Source organism: Pseudomonas sp. NCHU5216, assembly GCF_052156495.1.
In the GTDB taxonomy this organism is placed as follows: Bacteria; Pseudomonadota; Gammaproteobacteria; order Pseudomonadales; family Pseudomonadaceae; genus Aquipseudomonas.
Genome location: NZ_JBQLIX010000018.1, coordinates 63,144 through 83,545 on the forward strand (window position 1 = coordinate 63,144; position 20,402 = coordinate 83,545).

The 20,402-nt window shown below is 63.8% G+C and carries 20 protein-coding genes and 1 other RNA gene; 6 read left to right on the forward strand and 15 right to left on the reverse strand.

From position 1 onward, the window contains the following. Positions 1 to 4 precede the first annotated feature (4 nt). The 10 genes from mraY to ACSVIK_RS14430 form a co-directional block, all read right to left on the reverse strand. The gene (mraY, locus tag ACSVIK_RS14385) at positions 5 to 1,087 is read right to left on the reverse strand and encodes a phospho-N-acetylmuramoyl-pentapeptide-transferase (protein WP_442444963.1); all 1,083 of its coding nucleotides are present in this window, start codon (positions 1,085 to 1,087) and stop codon (positions 5 to 7) included. Continuing rightward, complete coding sequence (locus ACSVIK_RS14390; RefSeq protein WP_442444964.1) at positions 1,088 to 2,458, reverse strand: UDP-N-acetylmuramoyl-tripeptide--D-alanyl-D-alanine ligase; 1,371 nt, start codon at positions 2,456 to 2,458, stop codon at positions 1,088 to 1,090. It abuts the gene before it with no gap. Then, a complete protein-coding gene (locus tag ACSVIK_RS14395; protein ID WP_442444965.1) occupies positions 2,451 to 3,914 on the reverse strand; it encodes a UDP-N-acetylmuramoyl-L-alanyl-D-glutamate--2,6-diaminopimelate ligase in 1,464 nt (487 codons plus the stop codon). Before ACSVIK_RS14395 ends, ACSVIK_RS14390 begins: the two co-directional genes overlap by 8 nt. Continuing rightward, entirely contained in the window at positions 3,914 to 5,641 is a 1,728-nt protein-coding gene (locus ACSVIK_RS14400; protein ID WP_442444966.1) for a peptidoglycan D,D-transpeptidase FtsI family protein, read from the reverse strand. Before ACSVIK_RS14400 ends, ACSVIK_RS14395 begins: the two co-directional genes overlap by 1 nt. Beyond that, entirely contained in the window at positions 5,638 to 5,931 is a 294-nt protein-coding gene (gene ftsL, locus ACSVIK_RS14405; RefSeq protein ID WP_268178918.1) for a cell division protein FtsL, read from the reverse strand. The genes ACSVIK_RS14400 and ftsL overlap by 4 nt, the downstream gene beginning before the upstream one ends. Then, positions 5,928 to 6,872 (reverse strand): 16S rRNA (cytosine(1402)-N(4))-methyltransferase RsmH, encoded by a 945-nt coding sequence (rsmH, locus tag ACSVIK_RS14410; RefSeq protein WP_442444967.1) that lies wholly within the window; start codon positions 6,870 to 6,872, stop codon positions 5,928 to 5,930. The genes ftsL and rsmH overlap by 4 nt, the downstream gene beginning before the upstream one ends. Before the next feature lie 2 nt (positions 6,873 to 6,874). Next, the gene (gene mraZ / locus ACSVIK_RS14415) at positions 6,875 to 7,330 is read right to left on the reverse strand and encodes a division/cell wall cluster transcriptional repressor MraZ (protein WP_268178920.1); all 456 of its coding nucleotides are present in this window, start codon (positions 7,328 to 7,330) and stop codon (positions 6,875 to 6,877) included. Between the two features lie 308 nt (positions 7,331 to 7,638). Next, positions 7,639 to 7,986, reverse strand: an RNA gene (rnpB, locus tag ACSVIK_RS14420) — RNase P RNA component class A. Positions 7,987 to 8,081: 95 nt separating this feature from the next. After that, positions 8,082 to 8,948, reverse strand: coding sequence for a 16S rRNA (cytidine(1402)-2'-O)-methyltransferase (gene rsmI, locus ACSVIK_RS14425; protein ID WP_442444968.1), 867 nt, complete (start codon positions 8,946 to 8,948; stop codon positions 8,082 to 8,084). 243 nt (positions 8,949 to 9,191) lie between these two features. Next, complete coding sequence (locus ACSVIK_RS14430) at positions 9,192 to 9,800, reverse strand: TetR/AcrR family transcriptional regulator (protein ID WP_442444969.1); 609 nt, start codon at positions 9,798 to 9,800, stop codon at positions 9,192 to 9,194. A gap of 115 nt (positions 9,801 to 9,915) precedes the next feature. On the opposite strand from ACSVIK_RS14430, the gene ACSVIK_RS14435 reads away from it, so the two are divergent. The 6 genes from ACSVIK_RS14435 to ACSVIK_RS14460 all read left to right on the forward strand — a co-directional run bounded on the left by ACSVIK_RS14435 (position 9,916) and on the right by ACSVIK_RS14460 (position 16,244). Next, entirely contained in the window at positions 9,916 to 10,818 is a 903-nt protein-coding gene (locus tag ACSVIK_RS14435; protein ID WP_442444970.1) for a crotonase/enoyl-CoA hydratase family protein, read from the forward strand. Between the two features lie 139 nt (positions 10,819 to 10,957). Then, complete coding sequence (locus ACSVIK_RS14440; RefSeq protein WP_442444971.1) at positions 10,958 to 12,778, forward strand: AMP-binding protein; 1,821 nt, start codon at positions 10,958 to 10,960, stop codon at positions 12,776 to 12,778. A gap of 151 nt (positions 12,779 to 12,929) precedes the next feature. Then, on the forward strand, positions 12,930 to 14,738 hold the full coding sequence (locus ACSVIK_RS14445) for a penicillin-binding protein activator (RefSeq protein ID WP_442444972.1): 1,809 nt from the start codon (positions 12,930 to 12,932) through the stop codon (positions 14,736 to 14,738). Then, positions 14,735 to 15,094: a YraN family protein gene (locus ACSVIK_RS14450; RefSeq protein WP_442444973.1), complete on the forward strand. Its 360-nt coding sequence runs from the start codon at positions 14,735 to 14,737 to the stop codon at positions 15,092 to 15,094. The genes ACSVIK_RS14445 and ACSVIK_RS14450 overlap by 4 nt, the downstream gene beginning before the upstream one ends. 26 nt (positions 15,095 to 15,120) lie before the next feature. Continuing rightward, positions 15,121 to 15,714, forward strand: coding sequence for a phosphoheptose isomerase (locus ACSVIK_RS14455; RefSeq protein ID WP_268178927.1), 594 nt, complete (start codon positions 15,121 to 15,123; stop codon positions 15,712 to 15,714). Continuing rightward, a complete protein-coding gene (locus tag ACSVIK_RS14460) occupies positions 15,711 to 16,244 on the forward strand; it encodes a BON domain-containing protein (RefSeq protein WP_442444974.1) in 534 nt (177 codons plus the stop codon). Before ACSVIK_RS14455 ends, ACSVIK_RS14460 begins: the two co-directional genes overlap by 4 nt. A gap of 98 nt (positions 16,245 to 16,342) precedes the next feature. Here ACSVIK_RS14460 and ACSVIK_RS14465 read toward each other — a convergent pair whose 3' ends face one another. The 5 genes from ACSVIK_RS14465 to petA all read right to left on the reverse strand — a co-directional run bounded on the left by ACSVIK_RS14465 (position 16,343) and on the right by petA (position 20,195). Next, positions 16,343 to 16,759 (reverse strand): ClpXP protease specificity-enhancing factor, encoded by a 417-nt coding sequence (locus tag ACSVIK_RS14465; protein ID WP_442444975.1) that lies wholly within the window; start codon positions 16,757 to 16,759, stop codon positions 16,343 to 16,345. A gap of 19 nt (positions 16,760 to 16,778) precedes the next feature. Then, entirely contained in the window at positions 16,779 to 17,396 is a 618-nt protein-coding gene (locus ACSVIK_RS14470; protein WP_442444976.1) for a glutathione S-transferase N-terminal domain-containing protein, read from the reverse strand. Positions 17,397 to 17,608: 212 nt separating this feature from the next. Continuing rightward, complete coding sequence (locus tag ACSVIK_RS14475) at positions 17,609 to 18,391, reverse strand: cytochrome c1 (RefSeq protein WP_268178931.1); 783 nt, start codon at positions 18,389 to 18,391, stop codon at positions 17,609 to 17,611. Beyond that, complete coding sequence (locus ACSVIK_RS14480) at positions 18,391 to 19,602, reverse strand: cytochrome b (RefSeq protein ID WP_268178932.1); 1,212 nt, start codon at positions 19,600 to 19,602, stop codon at positions 18,391 to 18,393. Before ACSVIK_RS14480 ends, ACSVIK_RS14475 begins: the two co-directional genes overlap by 1 nt. Then, the gene (gene petA / locus ACSVIK_RS14485) at positions 19,602 to 20,195 is read right to left on the reverse strand and encodes a ubiquinol-cytochrome c reductase iron-sulfur subunit (RefSeq protein ID WP_442444977.1); all 594 of its coding nucleotides are present in this window, start codon (positions 20,193 to 20,195) and stop codon (positions 19,602 to 19,604) included. Before petA ends, ACSVIK_RS14480 begins: the two co-directional genes overlap by 1 nt. Positions 20,196 to 20,402: the final 207 nt, after the last annotated feature.

Sequence of the window (20,402 nt, forward strand, 5' to 3'; positions counted from 1 at the left end):
GCTCTTACCTCAGTTTCAGGGTGGCCAGGCCGATCAGCACGAGAATCACGGTGATGATCCAGAAGCGGACGATCACGCGTGGCTCGGGCCAGCCCTTGAGTTCGAAATGGTGGTGGATCGGCGCCATGCGGAACACGCGCTTGCCGGTCAGCTTGAAGCTGGCGACCTGGATGATCACCGACAGGGTTTCCATGACGAAGACGCCGCCCATGATGAACAGCACGACTTCCTGACGCACGATCACGGCGATGGTGCCCAGTGCGGCGCCCAGCGCCAGCGCGCCGACGTCGCCCATGAACACCTGCGCCGGGTAGGTGTTGAACCACAGAAAGCCCAGGCCGGCCCCCACCAGGGCGGCGCAGAACACGATCAGCTCGCCGGCGCCCGGCACGTAGGGAATCAGCAGGTATTCGGAGAAATTCACGTTACCCGACAGGTAGCAGAAGATGCCCAGGGCACCACCGACCATCACCGTGGGCAGGATGGCCAGGCCGTCGAGGCCATCGGTGAGGTTCACCGCGTTGCTCGAGCCGACGATGACGAAGTAGGTCAGCACCACGAAGCCGATGCCCAGCGGGATGCTCACGTCTTTCAGCAGCGGCAGGATCAGGGTGGTTTCCACCGGGCTCTGCGCAGTCATATAAAGGAAGGCAGCAGCGCTCAGGCCGAACACCGACTGCCAGAAGTACTTCCAGCGGCTCGGCAGGCCGCGCGAGTTCTTCTCGATCACCTTGCGGTAGTCGTCGACCCAGCCGATGGCGCCGAAGGCCAGGGTCACGGCCAGCACCACCCAGACGTAGCGGTTGGACAGGTCGGCCCAGAGCAGGGTGCTGACGGCAATGGCAGTGAGGATCAGCGCCCCGCCCATGGTCGGCGTGCCCTTCTTCGACAGGTGCGACTGCGGGCCATCGTTGCGCACGGCCTGGCCGATCTGGCGCACCTGCAGGGTGCGGATCATCCACGGCCCGAGCCACAGCGACAGCGCCAGGGCGGTGAGCACGCCGAGGATGCCGCGCAGGGTCAGGTACTGAAAGACCGCGAAGCCCTTGTGGAACTGTTGCAGGTACTCCGCCAGCAGCAGCAGCATTTAGTGATTCTCCCCAGCTACGTCGCACAGCGCCGCCACCACGTTTTCCATGGCGGCGCTGCGAGATCCTTTGATTAGTAGTGTGCTGCCGGCCTGCTCGGCGCGAAGCGCTGCGATCAGTTCGGCCTGATTGGCGAAGTGGCGGCCTGCGGCGCCAAATTCCTCGACGGCATGGCGCATCAGCGGGCCGACGGCATACAGCGCGTCCACCTTGCCCACGGCATGCCGGCCGACATCGCGATGGCCCTGCTCGGCCCATTCGCCCAGCTCGCCCATGTCGCCCAGCACCAGAACGGTGCGCCCGGAAAAGCCGGCGAGTATATCCACCGCCGCGCACATCGACACCGGGTTGGCGTTGTAACTGTCGTCGATCACCCGCACACCGTTTGCTGCCAGTTGCGCCACGGCGCGCCCCTTGACCGGCTGCAAGCCCTGCAGACCTTCGACCATCGCCGTCAGTGGCATGCCCAGGGCATGGGCTGCGGCGCAGGCGGCCAGGGCATTGGCGACGTTGTGCTCACCCAGCAGATTGAGCTGAATGCGCGCGCTGCCAGCCGGGCTGCGCAGGGTGAAGCCCTGGCAACCACGTTGGTCACGGGCCAGATCGGCGCCGTGGAAATCGGCGCGGCTGTCGCGCAAAGCGAAGCTCAGCACCTGGCGCCCAGCGACACGGCGTTGCCAGATGGCAAAGGCCTTGTCATCGAGATTGAGCACGGCCACGCCCTGCTCGGAAAGCCCATCGAGAATCTCGCCCTTGGCTTCGACTATTTTCTCTGGCCCGCCAAACTCGCCGACATGAGCATTGCCGGCATTGGTGAGGATGGCCACCTGCGGCCGGGTCAGGCTGACGGTGTAGGCGATCTCGCCGACATGGTTGGCGCCCAGTTCGATCACCCCGGCGCGATGCTCAGGCGCCAGCTCCAGCAGGGTAAGCGGGGCGCCGAGGTCGTTGTTGAGATTGCCACGGGTGGCCAGCACGGCGCCGCCCAGGCCGACACGCAAGATGGCGGCGAGCATTTCCTTGACGCTGGTCTTGCCGCTGGAGCCGGTGACGGCGACCAGCGGGCCGGTGAAGGCCTGGCGATTCAGAGCACCGAGCTGACCGAGGGCCAGACGGGTATCGGCAACCAGCAGTTGCGGCAACGTCAGGCCTTCCACCTCGCGCTCGACCAGCGCGGCAACGGCACCCTTGGCGGCAACGTCGGCCAGGTAATCGTGACCGTCGAAACGCGGCCCGGTCAGCGCCACGAACAGTTGTCCGGCCGCGATGGTACGGCTGTCGGTGCCAACCGCGGAAAAGGCCACATCGGCACCGATCAGACGCGCACTGAGGTCGGCGGCGACGTCGCTGAGCAGCCAGGGCTTAAGCATGAGCGGCCTCCCAGGCCGCCAGGGCCTTGTTCGCTTCGATCAGATCGGAGAACGGCTGACGCACACCCATGATTTCCTGGTAGTCCTCATGCCCCTTGCCCGCCAGCACCAGCACGTCGCGGGCCTCAGCCTGGGCGACCAGGCGGGCGATGGCATCGCCACGGCCGTGAATGAACTGCACCTTGTCCGGCGCGACGAAGCCGGCATGGATGTCCGCGACGATCTGCGCCGGGTCCTCACTGCGCGGGTTGTCATCGGTCACCCATACCCCATCGGCCAGGCGTTCGGCCACTGCCGCCATCAGCGGGCGCTTGCCGCGATCACGGTCACCACCGCAGCCGAACAGGCAGAGCAGACGGCCTTCGACATGCGGGCGCATGGCTTCGAGTACTTTTTCCAGGGCATCCGGAGTGTGCGCGTAATCCACCACCAGCAGCGGCTTGTCGCCGCCACCGAGGCGCTGCATGCGGCCAGCCGGCCCTTGCAGTTGCGGCAGCACCTTGAGAATTTCGTCGAGGGCGTAGTCCATGCCCAGCAGGGCACCGACCACCGCCAGCAGGTTGCTCAGGTTGAAGCGGCCGAGCAGATTACTGCGCAGCATGCCCTCGCCACGCGGCGTGACCAGGTGAGCGCGCACGCCATGATCATCGAACTGCGCGTCGCGGCAATACAGGTAGGCGTCGGAGTGCGCCAGGCTGTAGCCAATCAGGCGCGACTCGTGCGGCTGCTGCGCAAGCTCACGACCGAAGGCGTCATCCAGGTTGATCACCCGGCAACGCAGGTTCGGCCAGGCGAACAGCTTGGCCTTGGCGGCACCATAGGCCTGCATGCTGCCGTGGTAATCGAGGTGATCACGGGACAGGTTGGTGAACACCGCGACATCGAACTCCAGCGCCGCGACACGCCCCTGATCCAGACCATGGGAGGAGACCTCCATGGCCACCGCACGGGCACCGGCCTGCTTGAGCGAAGCCAGGGTGAACTGCAGGCCGACCGGATCCGGCGTGGTGTGTTTGCTTTGCTCCAGCGCACCATGGAAACCGTTGCCCAGGGTGCCGACGATGCCGCATGGCTGACCGAGCAGATCCAGCGCCTGCGCCAGCAACTGGCTGACGCTGGTCTTGCCGTTGGTGCCGGTGATGCCGACCAGATGCAGGCTGCGGCTCGGCTCGCCATAGAAGCGCCCGGCGATGGCCGAGAGCTGCCCAGCCAGCCCCTTGACCGGCACCAGCACGGCGCTGTCGGCATGCATGGGCGCAGCCCCTTCGGCCTCGAACGCCACCGCAGCGGCACCACGGGCGATGGCATCGGCGATATGCACACGGCCATCCTGCTGGGTGCCGGGCACGGCCAGGAACAGATCGCCCGGGCGCACCTTGCGGCTGTCCAGGGTCAGTTCGCGCACCAGCACACTGCTCTCGGCAACAGGCAACAATTGATTGAGCGGCATGGGCATCAGTTACGCCCTCCCTGGCTAGCTGCGGCCACTTTCTGCTCGTCCGACGGCAGGTTGTCCGGTGCGATGTTCATCAAACGCAGGGAACCGGCCATGACCTTGCTGAATACCGGCGCCGAGATCAGGCCGCCGTAATAAGCGCCCTTGCCGGGTTCGTCGATCACCACCACCAGGGCGATGCGCGGATCCTGCGCCGGGGCGAAACCGGCGAACAGCGAGCGGTAGGCGTTCTCGCGATAACCTTTGCTGCCCACGCTGATCTTGCGCGCGGTACCACTCTTGCCGGCCACGTGATAACCCGGCACCTGCGCACGGAATACGCCGCGCGGCGCCTCGACCACTTGCTGCAACATCCCTTGCAGGGTGGTGGCGACATCCTTGGGCACCACCTGCATCGAGCCGGGCTTGCCGTCCATACGGATCATCGACAGCGGAACCATGGAGCCGCCATTGGCCAGGGTCGCGTAGGCATGGGCCAATTGCACCGCGGTGACAGACAAGCCGTAGCCATAGGACAGCGTGGCCGTTTCCGCCTCGCGCCACTTGCGATGGTTGGGCAGGTTGCCGACCCGCTCACCAGGGAAACCCAGGCCGGTATCACGGCCGAAGCCCAGCTTGCTCATGGTGTCGTAGATGCGCTCGCCGCCGATATCGAAGGCCACCTTGCTCATGCCGACGTTACTGGAGTTGATCAGGATGCCGGTCAGATCCAGCGCCGGCCCTTCCGAACGGGTCACGTCACGAATGGTGTAACGACCGATGCGCAGCGTGCCATTGCCCACCTGCACCACATCACTGGGCTTCCAACGCCCGGTCTCCAGCGCTGCGGCCATGGACAACGGCTTCATGGTGGAGCCCGGCTCGAACACGTCGATCATGGCGCGGTTACGCATCGCCGCCGGAGTCAGGCTGCGGCGGTTGTTGGGGTTGTAGGTGGGATGGTTGACCATGGCCAGCACTTCGCCGGTCTTCACGTCGACCATCACCAGGCTGCCGGCCTTGGCGTCGTTTTCCAGCAGCGCGTTACGCAGTTCGCGATGGGCCAGGTATTGCAGGCGCAGGTCGATGGACAGCGCCAGGGACTTGCCGGCCTTGGCGTTCTGCGCCACCTGCACATCCTTGATCAGCTTGCCGCGACGATCCTTGAGCACCTGGCGCTTGCCCGGCACGCCAGCCAGCCAGTCTTCGTAGGCCAGCTCCATGCCTTCACGGCCACGGTCGTCGATGTCGGTGAAGCCGACGACATGGGCCGCCACTTCGCCAGCCGGATAGAAACGGCGGAACTCTTCGATGGAATAAACGCCCGGTACCTTGAGATCGAGCACGCGCTGACCGTTCTCCGGGGTCAGGCCGCGTACCAGATACATGAACTCGCGATCCTTGTTCTGCTCCAGGCGCTCGGCGAAGCTGGCCGGATCCTGGCCCAACGCGGCAGCCAGCGCCGGCCACTTGTCGCGCGCAGCCTGCAGCTCCTTGCCGTTGGCCCAAAGGGTGGTGACCGGTGTGCTGACCGCCAGCGGCTCGCCGTTGCGGTCGGTGATCAGGCCGCGGTGCGCGGGAATCGGAATGTGCCGCACGCTGCGCGCATCGCCATGGGCCTTGAGGAAGTCATGGTCGAGCACCTGCAGATCGAGCATGCGCCAGGCGATGGCCCCCACCATCAAGGCGAGCAGTGCCAGCACCAGGCGAAAACGCCAGGGATAGAGCGCGCCTTCGAGACCGATCATGGCTGCACCATGCGCACGGCGGCGGGGTCGGGAATATGCATCTTGAGCTGCTCGCTGGCCAGCGTCTCGATGCGGTTGTGCGCCGTCCAGGTGCTCTGCTCGAGAATCAGGCGGCCCCATTCGGCCTGCGCCTTGTCGCGCACGCTCAGCTCGCCATAAAGGTCATTGAGCAGCTGACGACTCCAGTGGGCGCTGTAGGACACGGCCACCGCCGACACCAGAATGGCGAGAAACAGCGCCAGCAACAGCAGGCTGCCGCCGGGCATGGACTTGCCGAAACGCCGGCTCATCGCAGCTTCTCCGCGATGCGCATGACTGCGCTACGTGAGCGCGGGTTGGCCTTGAGTTCGGCCTCGCTGGCGAATACCGGCTTGCCGATCAGCTTCAGGCGCGGCTCGAAGGCCTTGGGGATGATCGGCAGGTCACGCGGCAGCTTGTCCGCCTCGCCCTTGGCCTGACGCTTCATGAACTGCTTGACGATGCGATCTTCCAGGGAGTGGAAGCTGATCACCACCAGGCGCCCCCCCACTTCCAGCGAGTCCAGCGCCGCCTCGAGGCCGCGTTCGAGATCGCCCAGCTCGTTGTTGACGTGAATACGAATGCCCTGGAAGGCGCGCGTCGCCGGGTTCTTGCCCTTCTCCCAGGCGGGGTTGGCATCGGTCAGCACCTTGGCCAGATCGGCGGTGCGCGTGAACGGCTGCTCGGCACGGCGCTGCACCACGGCACGGGCCATGCGCTTGGCGAAACGCTCCTCGCCGTACTCCTTGAGCACGCGGGCGATTTCCTCTTCGTCAGCCGTGGCGATCCAGTCGGCGGCACTGACCCCGACCTGCGGATTCATACGCATGTCCAGCGGGCCGTCATTGAGGAAACTGAAGCCGCGCTCGGGGTCATCCAGTTGCGGCGAGGAAACTCCCAGATCCAGCAAAATCCCCGAGATAGAGCCATTCAGGCCGCGGACAGCCAACTCATCGGAAAGTTCAGCAAAACTGCGCTGTACAACGACAAAGCGGCCGTCATCGGCCGCCAATGCTTTCCCGGTGGCTATTGCCAGGGGATCCTTGTCGAACCCCAGCAGCCGTCCTCCCGGGCCAAGCTTGTGCAAGATGAGCCGGCTGTGCCCTCCACGACCGAAGGTGCCATCGATATAGCAGCCATCAGCGCGCACAGCCAGGCCCTCGACGGCTTCGGCGAGCAGCACGGTGATATGGCGGAAGTCGCTATCGGTCATGGTCACAGGATCAGGTCACGGAGGTCATCGGAAAGAGCACCTGGTTCCTTGATGGCAGCCAGGTCGGCTTCGGCTACGGCATTCCAGGCGTCTTCATCCCAGAGTTGAAACTTGTTCAGCTGGCCAACGAGCATCGCTCGCTTGTCCAGCTTGGCGTAGCCGCGCAAGCGCGGCGGAACGAGAAAACGGCCACTGCCATCGAGCTCGAGGTCGACGGCATTACCGATCAGCAGACGTTGCAGGCGGCGGTTCTCTTCACGAAAGGAAGCCAGCTCACGCAGCTTGCTCTCGATCAGCTCCCACTCGGGCAGGGGATAGACGCAAAGGCAGGGATCGACGGCATCGATGGTCACGATAAGCTGCCCAGCACAACGCGCAACGAGCTCATCACGATACCGACTCGGCATCGCAAGGCGCCCCTTGGCGTCAAGACTGATGGCGTTAGCTCCGCGAAACACGGCTGCGCTTCCCCTGTAATTAGCTTCCCATGCCCATAAATACCCACTTCGTACCACTTTTCACCACTCGCGCACACTATAGGAACGCAGCCGCCCCACAGTCAAGGCGCGCCAGAACGGAAAAATCCTTACAGGACGGAGATTTAGCGAATAAAAGCGAGGGAGAAAGCGATGCCAGAACAGGCAAGACTGTGCAAAATCCAGCCAATCCATAGAGCTGAATTTCAAACTTAAAGTAATTTGTTAAGAGTAAGATTTTTTCGGTATCAAACCGACGAGAACTAGAAGCGCATCACAAAGGAAGGAGGGAGGAGAGTCGATCTGTAAGCCGGGTTCTGTCGAGGACAGCCATTCCTCTACGGCGTACATCACTGCACGCCTTTAGCAACCTACCCGGTTCCAGCGCGGGCCACGCCGATGGAACCCTATTTGGTCTTGCTCCGAGTGGGGTTTACCTAGCCACGGACTGTTGCCAGCCGTGCGGTGCGCTCTTACCGCACCTTTTCACCCTTACCGGCACTTGCGTGCTTAGGCGGTTGTTTTCTGTGGCACTTTCCGTAGGCTCGCGCCTCCCAGGCGTTACCTGGCACTCTGCCCTATGGAGCCCGGACTTTCCTCCCCCTTCTTGCGAAGGCAGCGACTGTCCGATCGACTCTCCGTTGCCAAGGGTAACAAAGCGGCAAGCCGCAAGCTACCGGAACGCGTGCCGTCCCCTGCTCTTTCTTGCAGCTTGAAGCTTGCCGCTTGTGGCTTATTTCTGGCGCTCCAGCGCCACCTGATACAGCAGGTTCTTGCGCACCCCGGTGATCTGCGCTGCCAGCGCGGCCGCGCGCTTGAGCGGCATTTCCGCCAGAAGCAGATCGAGCACGCGCAGAGCTTCGGCGCTGACCGCCTCCTCCCCCTCCGGCGCCTGCCAGCCGGCCACCAGCACCACGCACTCGCCCCGCTGCTGATTGGTGTCCGCAGCAACCCACTCGCACAACTCAGCCAGCGGCAACCCCTGCAAGGTCTCGAACGTCTTGGTCAGCTCACGCGCCAACAAGGCCGGACGCTCACCACCGAACACCGCGCGCATGTCTTCCAGGCATTCGAGGATACGGTGCGGCGCTTCGTAGAAGATCAGCGTGCGCGGTTCCTCGCGCACCTGCTCCAGGCGCGCGCGACGCCCCGCCGCCTTGGCCGGCAGAAAGCCCTCGAAAATGAAGCGATCCGAGGGCAGCCCCGCCGCCGACAGCGCCGCGATCAGCGCACAGGCGCCGGGCACCGGCACCACCGGCATACCCGCGGCGCGCACCTGGCGCACCAGGTGGTAACCCGGATCGGAGATCAGCGGTGTGCCGGCATCGGAGATCAATGCGACATCCTCACCGGCCTGCAACCTGGCGAGGAAACGCCCACCCTGCTCACGCTCGTTGTGTTCATGGCAGGCCGCCAGCGGCGTCTGAATGCCGAAGTGCTGCAGCAGTCGCGCCGAATGACGGGTGTCTTCGGCGGCGATCAGCGCCACCTCGCGCAGGATCCGCAACGCCCGCGCGCTGATATCGTCGAGATTGCCAATGGGCGTGGCGACCACATAGAGGGTGCCGGGCTGGACACTGGTAATGGCGCTCTGACTCATGGGGCCTGCAGCCCCGCTAACTGATACATGTCTTTCTCCGCTGTGAAGCCGCAGCTTACCCGATCCGGGCGTTCGGCCTCGTTCACCAGGGCGACAGCTTGCCTGCCAATGCAGACGATTGCGACCCGACCACCATCCATTATGCGTGCTCGTGCATGGCAAACGAGCCTGACCCCATCGAGGCGAGCACGCGAGCACCGAGCGCGGCCTCATTGTCCTCTGATGCGGCCATACCTACAGACATCATGACTGTGCCGGTGTCTGGAGCAACGCTTCCACCGCCCAGATCCATTGGCCGATCAGCCTCTGATCGTGCTCCGGATGGCTGACCAGAACGCTCGAGAGCGACAAGCCGCGCAGAAAAGCGATGCTCAAGGCCTTGACTGCCGCATAGTTGGGATTGTCGACGATGGCCGAGAACAGGCTGTCGACCACTCGCTCGCGCTCGACCCGGGCATCGCGCTCCGCGCTCCTGACCGCTGCCTGCAGATCTGCATCGGTTCTGGCCGCTCCCCAGAGCTCCAGCTCCGCCAGATAGGCGGGCTGCACGCTCATGCTGGCCAGGGTGCGGACGGCCCGCTCCACAGGATTGTCGATATGGCTCATGGCCGACTCTGCCCGGCGCACCGCCTCGTCGTTGCGCCGCACCAGTTCGGCGATGGTGGCCGAGAGCAACGCTGCATGGGTCGGGAAGTGGTGCAGCAACGCACCCCGACTGGCTCCGCAGCGGCGCTGTACTTCCAACGTGGTGGTGCGCGCAACGCCACATTCGATCAATGAGGCGACCGCCGCATCCAGAAATCGCTGACGCGTGGCCTGCGCCTTGGTAGTGAGGGGCGTGGTGTTCTGCATGAGGACTCATCAAAGAGGTGAATGAGAGAAACAGTCAGCATTGACTGTTTATCGACGGACTCCTACAGTCAATTCTGACTGTTCCACCCCCGAACGAACAACACTGGAGCCTCCGATGCCCGCCTTCACCACCGTTACCATCGAGCAAGACCCGCAGTCGCCCCGCGTAGCCCGCCTCCTGCTCAACCGCCCCCAACGCCTGAACGCGATCACCGAACAGACGCCCGGCGATATCCGGGCGGCGGTGGAATGGGCGGAGGCCAACGATGAGGTTCATGTCATCGTCGTCGAAGGCGCCGGCAAGGGCTTCTGTGGCGGCTATGACCTGAGCGACTACGCCGAACAGCTCACCGACCACCCCTGCCAGCAGGAAGGTCATCCGTGGGATCCGATGGTCGATTACGCTGCCATGAAGCGCAACACCGAAGACTTCATGAGCCTGTGGCGCTGCAGCAAGCCGACCATCGCCAAGGTTCATGGCCATGCGGTGGCCGGCGGCAGCGACATCGCCCTGTGCTGCGACCTGCTGGTGATGGCCGAAGACGCCAAGATCGGCTACATGCCCACCCGCGTGTGGGGCTGCCCGACAACCGCGATGTGGACGTACCGCCTCGGCTTCGCCCGGGCCAAGCAACTGATGTTCACTGGCGATGTGATCGATGGCAGGCAAGCGGCGCAATGGGGGCTGGCCAACGAAGTGGTGCCAAACAGCGAGCTGGAATCAGCCACCATGGCCCTGGCCAATCGCATCGCCGGCGTGCCCAAGTCGCATCTGGCGATGCACAAGCTGGTGGTGAATCAGGTGATGCTGAACATGGGCATCGAACAGAGCCAGATGATGGCCACCCTGTTCGACGGTATTACCCGCCACAACCCGGAGGGCCTCTGGTTCCGCCGCTACGCCCAGGCCGAAGGCTTCAAGGCCGCCGTCGAATGGCGCGATAGCGGCCGGCCGATTCCCGAGCGCGACGAGGCCCGTGAACGCATCCGCGAACTCGACCAGCGCCGGGGCCAATAACCCGGTAATTGGCCTGCCTGCCCTGAGCGATGCCGATACCCCGGCAGGCTCGACCACTTCACGCCGCGCTGCGGGCGACGCTCGTTCGCAGCCTGCCTGCACGGCTTGCTGCGCGCCTTGCGCAGCGAAGGAGACTTCTGTGTCAGCGACCCTCCCGAACACCAGCGTCTGCCTGCAACAGCGTATGCAGTCGTGCCCGACTCCCTTCGACCTGCTTGCCTGCTCGGCGGCGCAGCATCCCCATCACCCGGCTCTCGAGTACCTCTGTGCCGACGGCATGGGAGCCGGCGCAACGCTCGACTATGACGCACTGCTTGCCGAGGTTCGGGCAGTCGCCCAGGCGCTGGCGGCACGCGGCATCCAGCGCCACGATTGCGTGGCGATCCTGCTGCCCTTCGTGCCCCAGGCGGTGACAGCCCTGATTGCCGCTACCTGCTTAGCCGTCGCGTTCCCGGTCAATCTGCTGCTGTCGGCAGAGGCTCTACGCAGTCAATTGGCACTCTCGGGTTGTCGTGTGGTGATCAGCATGGGGCCGCATCCGGCATTGGATGTGTGGGAGCGCCTGCAGATGGCCCTCGACGGCATGCGCAACCCGCCTGAGGTCATTGCAGTCTCCGTCGGCGGCGGCAGCGGCACGGCGCAACCCTGGGATGAACTGCTTGCACCATCGACCGCGGAGCTGCCGGCCAACGACCCCGAGCGCGTGGGGTTGCTGATTCATACCGGTGGCACGACAGGCCTGCCGAAGCTGGCCCGGCTCTCCCTGCGCAACATGGCCTCAGCCTCGCTCATGGCTGCTTCAGGCCTGGGCCTGGGCACTAGCGAGCGGTTGCTCAGTGGCCTGCCGCTGTTTCACGTCGGCGGCGCCATCGACGCGCTGCTCGCCACCTTGTCGACAGGTGCGACCCTGGTATTTCCCTCACTGCTCGGCATGCGCAGCCGCAAGGTCATCGATGACATATGGAAGATCGTGGACGCTCAGCGCATCACCTTGCTCGCCGGGGTGCCCACTACCCTCGCAGCCATCGCCGAAACCTCAACCGAAGGGGCCGATCTCCATGAATTGAGAGCGCTCATGACAGGTGGCTCACCTTTACCCCAGGAGCTGTTCCTGCGTCTGCAGGCAAAGACCGGCAAGCCGGTTTGCCAGCTTTACGGCATGACCGAATCCAGCGGCATCGCAACGGCGCAACGCACCGATGGCCGCCCCGTTTCACTCAGCGCGGGCAAGCCCGTGCCAAACGTCGAGATCTGTCTGGGGAGCCCCGACAGTGGTCTTCACCCAGGAGCCAGAGGGGAAATCCTGGTGCGTGGCCCCAATGTGTTCAAAGGCTATCTGACCGCCGAAGGGGTCATCGGGGATCCCAACGGGGGCTGGCTGCACTCGGGGGATCTGGGCGAAGTCACAGCGGCAGGTGAACTGCGAGTGGTGGGCCGCGCCAAGGACGTGATCATACGCAGCGGCCATAACATCGACCCGCAGATGATCGAGGACGCCGCCCTGGCGCACCCGGATGTGCTACAGGCAGCCGCTGTCGGCATGCCGGATGACTATGCCGGTGAAGTGCCGGTGCTGTACCTCGTGCCCCGAGCAGGGGTTGTGCTCGCGCTGGATGAGCTGACGACCTTCATCGCTGCCCGGATCGCGGAACCGCCCGCGCGCCCCCGCCATGTGTTCATGCTCGATGAACTCCCCCTGACCCCGTTCGCCAAGGTGGCGAGATTTCGCTTGCGCCAATTGGCCGTGGAATATCGCGCGAACGAGATCATCGCAGGCCTGGTGCCCGGTATTGGCGTCAGCTGCGACGACCCGGCAGGGAAAGAGATTCGGCTCGATGGCGGCTCGAGCCTCGCACCGCAACGACTTGAAGAGATCGGCCAGGCACTGGCCAGGTTCGACCTTCGGATAAAGGCCTGCGACGAGGGCTGCGCGGGAGGCGATGAACCGACAGAGCGCTGAGGGCAAGGCTCAGCACTCGTCCGCGAGCGCAAAACGGCTCGTTGCTTGAATGGGTGCTCATTCTGATGGCTTGCGCACCCAGCGACATCGCGCCGACCTCAGCCCTTGGGTACAATCGCCGCTCGTTTTGCTCAAGTATCAGGATGACCCGATGATCGCTAGCCTGCGCCCTCTCTCAGCACTCTTCCTAGCGGGCTTGCTCGCCGCCTGCGCCAGCTCGCCCTCCAACAACCTGGGCCAGCTACCGCGTACGCCACAAGCCAGCATCGAGCAGATGCTGCAACAGGCTGCCGAGAGCAAGCCGGAACAAGCCGCCCTGCTGCGTCTGTCGGCTGCCGACCAGGCCTACCAGCAGAAAGACATCGCACGTGCCTCGCGCATTCTCGAGCAACTCGACCTCAACGGCCTGCAACCGGCGCAGCAGATCTTCGCCAGCACCCTGAGCGCCGAGCTAGCTCTGGCCCGCAAGCAGCCCAAGAGTGCCCTGCAGGCCCTGCAGCACCCCAGCCTGGAGCGTCTGGCAGAACTGCCGGTGGAGCAACAGGTGCGCACGCAACTGGTTCGCGCCCGCGCCCTGGAGGCCGACGGCCAGATACTGGCCGCAGCCCGCGAGCGCGTGTTCATCGCGCCGCTGCTGAGCGGCCAGGTCGCCAGTGATAACCAGGAGAAAATCTGGGAACTGGTTTCCAGCCTGCCTCCGCAGACCAGTGCCGGTGCCGACAACGACCTGGCCGGCTGGCTGGAACTGGCCCGCCTGATCAAGGAAACGCCGACCCTGGAGCAACAGCAGGCCGCCATCGACGACTGGGTGGCGAAAAACCCGCAACACCCGGCCGCCGAGCAATTGCCGCAAGCCCTGGTCAAGCTGCGTGAGCTGGCCAGCCAGCCACTGACTCGCATCGCCCTGCTGCTGCCACAGGAAGGTCAGTTGGCCGGTGTCGCCCGCGCCCTGCGTGACGGCTTCCTGGCCGCGCACTTCCAGGCCGAGCAAGCCGGGCAGAACCCACCGCAGATCAAGCTGTACGACAGCTCGCGCATCGGTTCGCTGGACGCCTTCTACCAACAGGCGCAGGCCGATGGCGTGCAACTGGTGGTCGGCCCGCTGGAGAAGCCGCTGGTCAAGCAGCTCAGTGAACGCGAGAAGCTGCCGATCACCACCCTGGCACTCAACTACAGCGATGCCGGTCAGGAAGGCCCGGCGCAACTGTTCCAGTTCGGCCTGGCCGCCGAGGACGAGGCCCGCGAGGTTTCCCGCCGTGCCTGGGCAGACGGCATGCGCCGCGCCGTGGCCCTGGTGCCGCGTGGCGAATGGGGCGACCGCGTGTTGGATGCCTTCCGCCAGAGCTGGCAGGCCCAGGGCGGCACCCTGATCGCCGCCGAGCACGTCGACCAACCCGTCGAGCTGGCCCGGCAGATCGCCGACCTGTTCCAATTGCGTGAAAGCGAAGCCCGCGCCCGCCGCCTGCAGAATACCCTCGGCACCAGCCTCGATGCGCAGCCGGCACGCCGCCAGGACATCGACTTCATCTTCCTCGCCGCCACCCCGCAGCAGGCCCAGCAGATCAAACCCACACTGGCCTTCCAGTACGCCGGCGACGTGCCGGTTTACGCCACCTCGCACCTCTTCACCGGCGCCCACAGCCAGGCGCAGTATCAGGATCTGGAGGGTATCCGCTTCTGTGAAACACCGTGGCTGCTGGATGCGCAGGATCCGCTGCGTCAGCAGGTTGCCGAACAGTGGCCGCAAGCGGGTGGCAGCCTGGGCCGTCTGTACGCCATGGGCGTCGATGCCTACCGCCTGGCACCGCGCCTGGGCCAGCTCAAGGCCCTGCCGGAATCGCGCATCGACGGCCTCTCCGGCACCCTCAGCCTGAGTGCCACGCAACGCATCGAGCGTCAGTTGCCCTGGGCCGAGTTCCGCGACGGTCAGGTGCAACGCCTGCCCGACAGCCTCAATTGAGCGCCCATAACGACCTGGGTCGAGCCGCCGAACAGGCGGCTCGGCAGCATCTGGAACGTAATGGCCTGCGCCTGATCGAACAGAACTGGAGCTGTCGCCGCGGCGAGCTCGATCTGGTCATGCTCGATGGCGATACAGTAGTATTCGTCGAAGTCCGCGCCCGTCGTCACAGCGCCTGGGGCGGCGCCCTGGAAAGCATTGATGCCCGCAAACGCAACAAGCTGATCAGCGCGGCCGAACTGTTTCTCCAGCAACACGCTCGTTGGACCCGCCACCCCTGCCGCTTCGACGTGGTCGCCATCAGCACTGGCGATACCGCGCACCTCGACTGGATCAAGAACGCCTTCGACGCCTGACGGCCGCACACTCAAGGTTTTAACCGATGGACATGCAATCGCGAATCCGCCAACTCTTCCAAGCCAGCATCGACACCAAGCAGCAGGCCATGGACGTTCTGGTGCCCTACATCGAACATGCCAGCCTGATCATGGTTCAGGCGCTGCTCAACGAAGGCAAGATTCTTTCCTGTGGCAACGGCGGCTCGGCCGGCGATGCCCAGCACTTCTCCTCCGAGCTGCTCAACCGCTTCGAGCGTGAGCGCCCCAGCCTGCCGGCCATCGCCCTGACCACCGACAGCTCGACCATCACCTCGATCGCCAACGACTACAGCTACAACGAGGTGTTTTCCAAGCAGATTCGTGCACTGGGCCAGCCCGGAGACGTTCTGCTGGCCATTTCCACCAGTGGCAACTCAGCGAATGTCATCCAGGCCATCCAAGCTGCCCATGATCGCGAGATGACCGTCGTCGCCCTGACCGGCCGCGACGGTGGCGGCATGGCCTCGCTGCTGCTGCCGGAAGACGTGGAAATCCGCGTACCGGCGAAAGTCACCGCACGAATTCAGGAGGTTCACCTGCTGGCCATCCATTGCCTCTGCGACCTGATCGACAGTCAATTATTCGGGAGTGAAGAATGAAGCGTTCCGCCGTTATCCTCGCCACCCTGGCCGTTGTCCTGAGCCTGGCCGGCTGTGGCAGCCGCAGCATCGGTAACAAGATCGACGACCAGTTCCTCGGCCCTGACGTGGCCGCCAGCATCAGCAACGCCAATCCCGACCTGAGCAGCCCCACCTCGCGTATCGTGGTCACCGCCTACAACGGTGTGATCCTGCTGGCCGGGCAGACGCCGCGCGCCGAGCTCAAGGATCTCGCCGCGCAGCGCGCACGCAGCGTGCAGGGGGTGAAGAAGGTCTATAACGAACTGCAGGTGCAACAGCCCGCCTCGCTGCTGGCACGCAGCAACGACTCGCTGCTGACCACTCGCATCAAGGCGCAGATGCTGACCGACAGCAGTGTCCCCAGTGCTGACATCAAGGTGATCACCGAGAACGGCATCGTCTACCTGATGGGCGTGGTCAACCGCGCCGAAGCCAACGCCGCCACCAACGTGGTACAGGGCGTCTCCGGGGTGCAGAAAGTGGTACGACTGTTCGAGTACACAAACTGAGCTGCAAGCCGCAAGCTACAAGCCGCAAGTAAAACGGGCGCCCCAGGGCGCCCGTTGTTTTTGCTCTTACTTGTCGCTTGCAGCTTGAAGCTTGCCGCTTATTTGACCACTTTCAGACTCGGCCGCCCGCTCGGGCGTGGTGGTTCGCCGCCATCATCCGGGCCATCGTCTTCCGGGCCCTGTTCCTCGCCCTGAGGCGCGGTGTGTGGCTCTGCATCGAAGACCATGCCCTGGCCGTTCTCCCGCGCATAGATCGCCAGGATCGCCTCGGATGGCAGGTAGAGGCTGTGCGCCACGCCACCGAAACGCCCCTCGAAGCTCACGGCCTGGTTGTCCATGTGCAGGTCGCGCACCGCAGTGGGCGACGCATTGAGCACGATCTGCCCATCATTGGCGAAACCTGGCGGCACACGCACGCCGGGGTATTCGGCATTGACCAGCAGGTGCGGCGTGCAGTCGTTATCGACGATCCATTCGTACAGGGCACGGATCAGGTAGGGACGACTGGAATTCATGGTGTCTCCTCCTCGCGCGTCAGCGCATGTCTCGTTCGACGCTGGAAAGGCTGGCCCGGAAGCTTTCACGGGCGAACTGGCGCTCCATGTAGTCGAGCAACGGCTTGGCCGGCCGCGGCAGTTCGATGCCCAGCACGGGCAAGCGCCACAGTATAGGTAACAGGCAGCAGTCGACCAGGCTCAGTTCTTCACTGAGAAAGAAAGGCTTGTCGGCGAACAGCGCCGATACGCCGGTCAGGCTCTCGCGCAGTTCCTTGCGCGCCAGGGCCTTGTCGGCCTCTTTGTTGCGCGCATCGAGAATCCGGTCGACCAGCGAACACCAGTCGCGCTGGATGCGATGCATGAGCAGACGGCTGTTGGCCCGCGCCACCGGATACACCGGCAACAGCGGCGGGTGTGGATAACGCTCGTCCAGATATTCCATCACCACGGAGGATTCGTACAGCGCCAGGTCACGATCGACCAGAGTGGGCACGGTGCCGTAGGGGTTGGCTTCGGCCAGCTTGGGCGGGCAACGCCCGGACTCGACCTCGATGATCTCGACGCTGACGCCCTTCTCGGCGAGCACCAGACGCACCCGATGACAATAATGGTCGGCGGGGTCGGAGTAGCAGGTCAACCTATTGGTCACCGCCATGGCGATCCTCCTCGCTTTTATATTCCAGAAACACGAAAAATGATCAGAAGCGGTTTTGCCATCGCCCGCCACGGCAAGCGATGAGAGACGCAAACGCTTCGAGCAACTCCTGACTCGCAGGCACTTGCCATGCTAGGCAGCACCAGGATCCTCAAGCACAAAAACCTGCGCGCCCATCAGGGCGCGCAGGTTTCGGGCAGAGTCGCAACGACTTAGTGAACGTCCTTCCAGTACTCGCGCTTGAGCAGGTAGGCGAACACGAAGAAGAACGCCAGGTACAGCAGCACGTAGGTGCCGATGCGCTGGGACTTCAGCTTGACCGGGTTGGCCGAGTAGGCCAGGAAGGTCACCAGGTTCTTGATCTTGTCGTCGAACTCGGCCTCGCTCAGGGTGCCGGTGTTGGGCTCGACGACGAGTTGATCGCAGGCCTCATGGGTGATCGGCGTGCCGGTCAGCGGGTCGAACTGCTTCTTGCCGTCGGTGACCACCTGAACCTGCTTGCAACCGATGACCTGGTTGCCCTGCAGACCAGCCAGCACGTTGGGCATGCCCACGTTCGGGAATACCGTGTTGTTGACGCCCAGCGGACGGGTCGGGTCGGCGTAGAAGCTGCGCAGGTAGGTGTACAGCCAGTCGTTGCCACGTACACGAGCCACCAGGGTCAGGTCGGGCGGAGCGGCACCGAACCAGACCTTGGCATCTTCCGGATGCATGCCGTTCTTCATATGGTCGCCGATCTTGGCGCCGGTGAAGACCAGGTTTTTCATCATCACTTCTTCGGGGATGCCAAGATCCTTGGCAACCCGCTCGTAACGCTGAAACTTGGCCGAGTGGCAACCCATGCAGTAGTTGGCGAAGGTACGTGCGCCGTCCTGCATGGCAGCCTTGTCGGTCAGGTCGATATCGACCTTGTCCAGATGCACATCCTCACCACCAGCAGCGAACGCCAGAACAGGCATCGCAGCGAATACAAATGCAGCAAATAGCTTTTTCATCAGCCAGTCACCCTTTCCGGAACCGGTTTGGTCTTCTCCATCCTGGTGTAGAACGGCATCAGGATGAAGTACGCGAAGTACAGGACGGTGCACACCTGCGACAGCAGGGTACGGCCCGGAGTCGGAGCCAGCACACCCAGTACGCCGAGGATGACGAAGGAGACGCAGAAGATCAGCAGCCAGATCTTGCTCAGCCAGCCCTTGTAGCGCATCGACTTGACCGGGCTACGATCCAGCCAGGGCAGGACGAACAGCACGGCAATGGCCGCGCCCATGGCGATGACGCCGAGCAACTTGTCCGGCACCGCGCGCAGAATCGCGTAGAACGGGGTGAAGTACCAGACCGGGGCGATGTGAGCCGGGGTCTTGAACGGGTTGGCCTGCTCGAAGTTCGGCTTCTCGAGGAAGTAACCGCCCATCTCCGGGAAGAAGAACACCACGGCGCAGAACACGAAGAGGAAGACCACGACACCGACGATGTCCTTCACGGTGTAGTACGGATGGAACGCGATGCCATCGAGGGGCACACCGTTCTCGTCCTTCTTCTTCTTGATGTCGACGCCGTCCGGGTTGTTCGAGCCGACTTCATGTAGCGCCAGGATGTGCAGCACCACCAGGCCGAGCAGGACGATCGGCAGTGCTATCACGTGCAGGGCGAAGAAGCGGTTCAGGGTGATGCCGGAGATCAGATAGTCACCACGGATCCACTGGGTCAGGTCGTCGCCGATGACCGGGATGGCACCGAACAGCGAGATGATCACCTGGGCACCCCAGTAGGACATCTGGCCCCAGGGCAGCAGGTAACCCATGAAGGCTTCGGCCATCAGGCACAGGTAGATCAGCATGCCGAAGATCCACACCAGCTCGCGCGGCTTCTGGTAGGAGCCGTAGAGCAGACCGCGGAACATGTGCAGGTAGACCACCACGAAGAACGCCGAAGCGCCGGTGGAGTGCAGGTAGCGGATGATCCAGCCGTACTCGACATCACGCATGATGTATTCGACGGAGGCGAAGGCCTCTTCGGCGGATGGGGTGAAGCTCATGGTCAGCCAGATACCGGTGAGGATCTGGTTGACCAGCACCAGCAGTGCCAAGGAGCCGAAGAAGTAGAAGAAGTTGAAGTTCTTCGGTGCGTAGTACTTGGAGAGATGGTCTTCCCACATCTTGGTGGCGGGGAAGCGCGCATCCACCCATTCCATGAATTTGCTCATCAGGCCTTCTCCTGGTCCACACCGATGACGATGACGTCATCCGTCTCGTAGCTATACGGCGGCACCGGCAGGTTCAACGGCGCCGGCTGGGCCTTGTAGACGCGCCCGGCGAGGTCGTAACGGGAACCGTGACACGGACAGAAGTAACCACCCACCCAGTCAGGCCCCAGATCGGCAGGCGCAACTTCCGGACGGAAGGACGGCGAGCAACCCAGGTGGGTGCACAGGCCGACAACTACCAGCAGCTCGGGTTTGATCGAGCGCACGGTCGGATCCACGTAAGGCGGCTGTACCGAGGCCTTGGACTCAGGGTCAGCCATGCGATCATGAATCTTGACGAGGTTGCTCAGAATCTCCTCGGTACGGCGCACGATGAACACCGGCTGACCGCGCCACTCAGCAACCATCTGCTGACCCGCCTCGATCTTGGCGACGTTCACCTTCACCGGTGCCCCGGCCGCCTTGGCCTTGGCACTGGGGAACCATGACCCCACGAACGGAGTCGCAGCACCTACCGCCCCTGCAGCGCCCACCACGGAGGTGGCCGCTACCAGGAAGCGACGCCGGCCTGCATTCACGCCGTCATTGCTCATTCAGTCGTCTCCCATCAGCTTTGTGGCCTGTTGTTCAGGCCTCTACTAAGTAAAAATCGGGCCGCGCAAAAAATTCGCCAAATGGTAAAGAAAAGCCCCTTTTCTGACAAGGTAATTACCTAGCACTAGGCCAGCGAAAGCCTTGTCGGGCGCGGCCTGCGCATATGCGGCACGTTGTCGCAGGATTTTTCCAGCCCCATAAAAAAC

Excerpts from the sequence above, each read along its gene's own strand:
- mraY (WP_442444963.1), bottom strand. The coding sequence starts at position 1,087 with ATGCTGCTGCTGCTGGCGGAGTACCTGCAACAGTTCCACAAGGGCTTC.
- ACSVIK_RS14445 (WP_442444972.1), top strand. The coding sequence starts at position 12,930 with ATGATCGCTAGCCTGCGCCCTCTCTCAGCACTCTTCCTAGCGGGCTTG.
- ACSVIK_RS14395 (WP_442444965.1), bottom strand. The coding sequence starts at position 3,914 with ATGCCCATGCCGCTCAATCAATTGTTGCCTGTTGCCGAGAGCAGTGTG.
- ACSVIK_RS14455 (WP_268178927.1), top strand. The coding sequence starts at position 15,121 with ATGGACATGCAATCGCGAATCCGCCAACTCTTCCAAGCCAGCATCGAC.
- rsmH (WP_442444967.1), bottom strand. The coding sequence starts at position 6,872 with ATGACCGATAGCGACTTCCGCCATATCACCGTGCTGCTCGCCGAAGCC.
- ACSVIK_RS14475 (WP_268178931.1), bottom strand. The coding sequence starts at position 18,391 with ATGAAAAAGCTATTTGCTGCATTTGTATTCGCTGCGATGCCTGTTCTG.
- petA (WP_442444977.1), bottom strand. The coding sequence starts at position 20,195 with ATGAGCAATGACGGCGTGAATGCAGGCCGGCGTCGCTTCCTGGTAGCG.
- ACSVIK_RS14430 (WP_442444969.1), bottom strand. The coding sequence starts at position 9,800 with ATGCAGAACACCACGCCCCTCACTACCAAGGCGCAGGCCACGCGTCAG.
- ACSVIK_RS14470 (WP_442444976.1), bottom strand. The coding sequence starts at position 17,396 with ATGGCGGTGACCAATAGGTTGACCTGCTACTCCGACCCCGCCGACCAT.
- ACSVIK_RS14460 (WP_442444974.1), top strand. The coding sequence starts at position 15,711 with ATGAAGCGTTCCGCCGTTATCCTCGCCACCCTGGCCGTTGTCCTGAGC.
- ACSVIK_RS14435 (WP_442444970.1), top strand. The coding sequence starts at position 9,916 with ATGCCCGCCTTCACCACCGTTACCATCGAGCAAGACCCGCAGTCGCCC.
- ACSVIK_RS14465 (WP_442444975.1), bottom strand. The coding sequence starts at position 16,759 with ATGAATTCCAGTCGTCCCTACCTGATCCGTGCCCTGTACGAATGGATC.
- ACSVIK_RS14390 (WP_442444964.1), bottom strand. The coding sequence starts at position 2,458 with ATGCTTAAGCCCTGGCTGCTCAGCGACGTCGCCGCCGACCTCAGTGCG.
- rsmI (WP_442444968.1), bottom strand. The coding sequence starts at position 8,948 with ATGAGTCAGAGCGCCATTACCAGTGTCCAGCCCGGCACCCTCTATGTG.
- ACSVIK_RS14480 (WP_268178932.1), bottom strand. The coding sequence starts at position 19,602 with ATGAGCAAATTCATGGAATGGGTGGATGCGCGCTTCCCCGCCACCAAG.
- ftsL (WP_268178918.1), bottom strand. The coding sequence starts at position 5,931 with ATGAGCCGGCGTTTCGGCAAGTCCATGCCCGGCGGCAGCCTGCTGTTG.
- ACSVIK_RS14400 (WP_442444966.1), bottom strand. The coding sequence starts at position 5,641 with ATGATCGGTCTCGAAGGCGCGCTCTATCCCTGGCGTTTTCGCCTGGTG.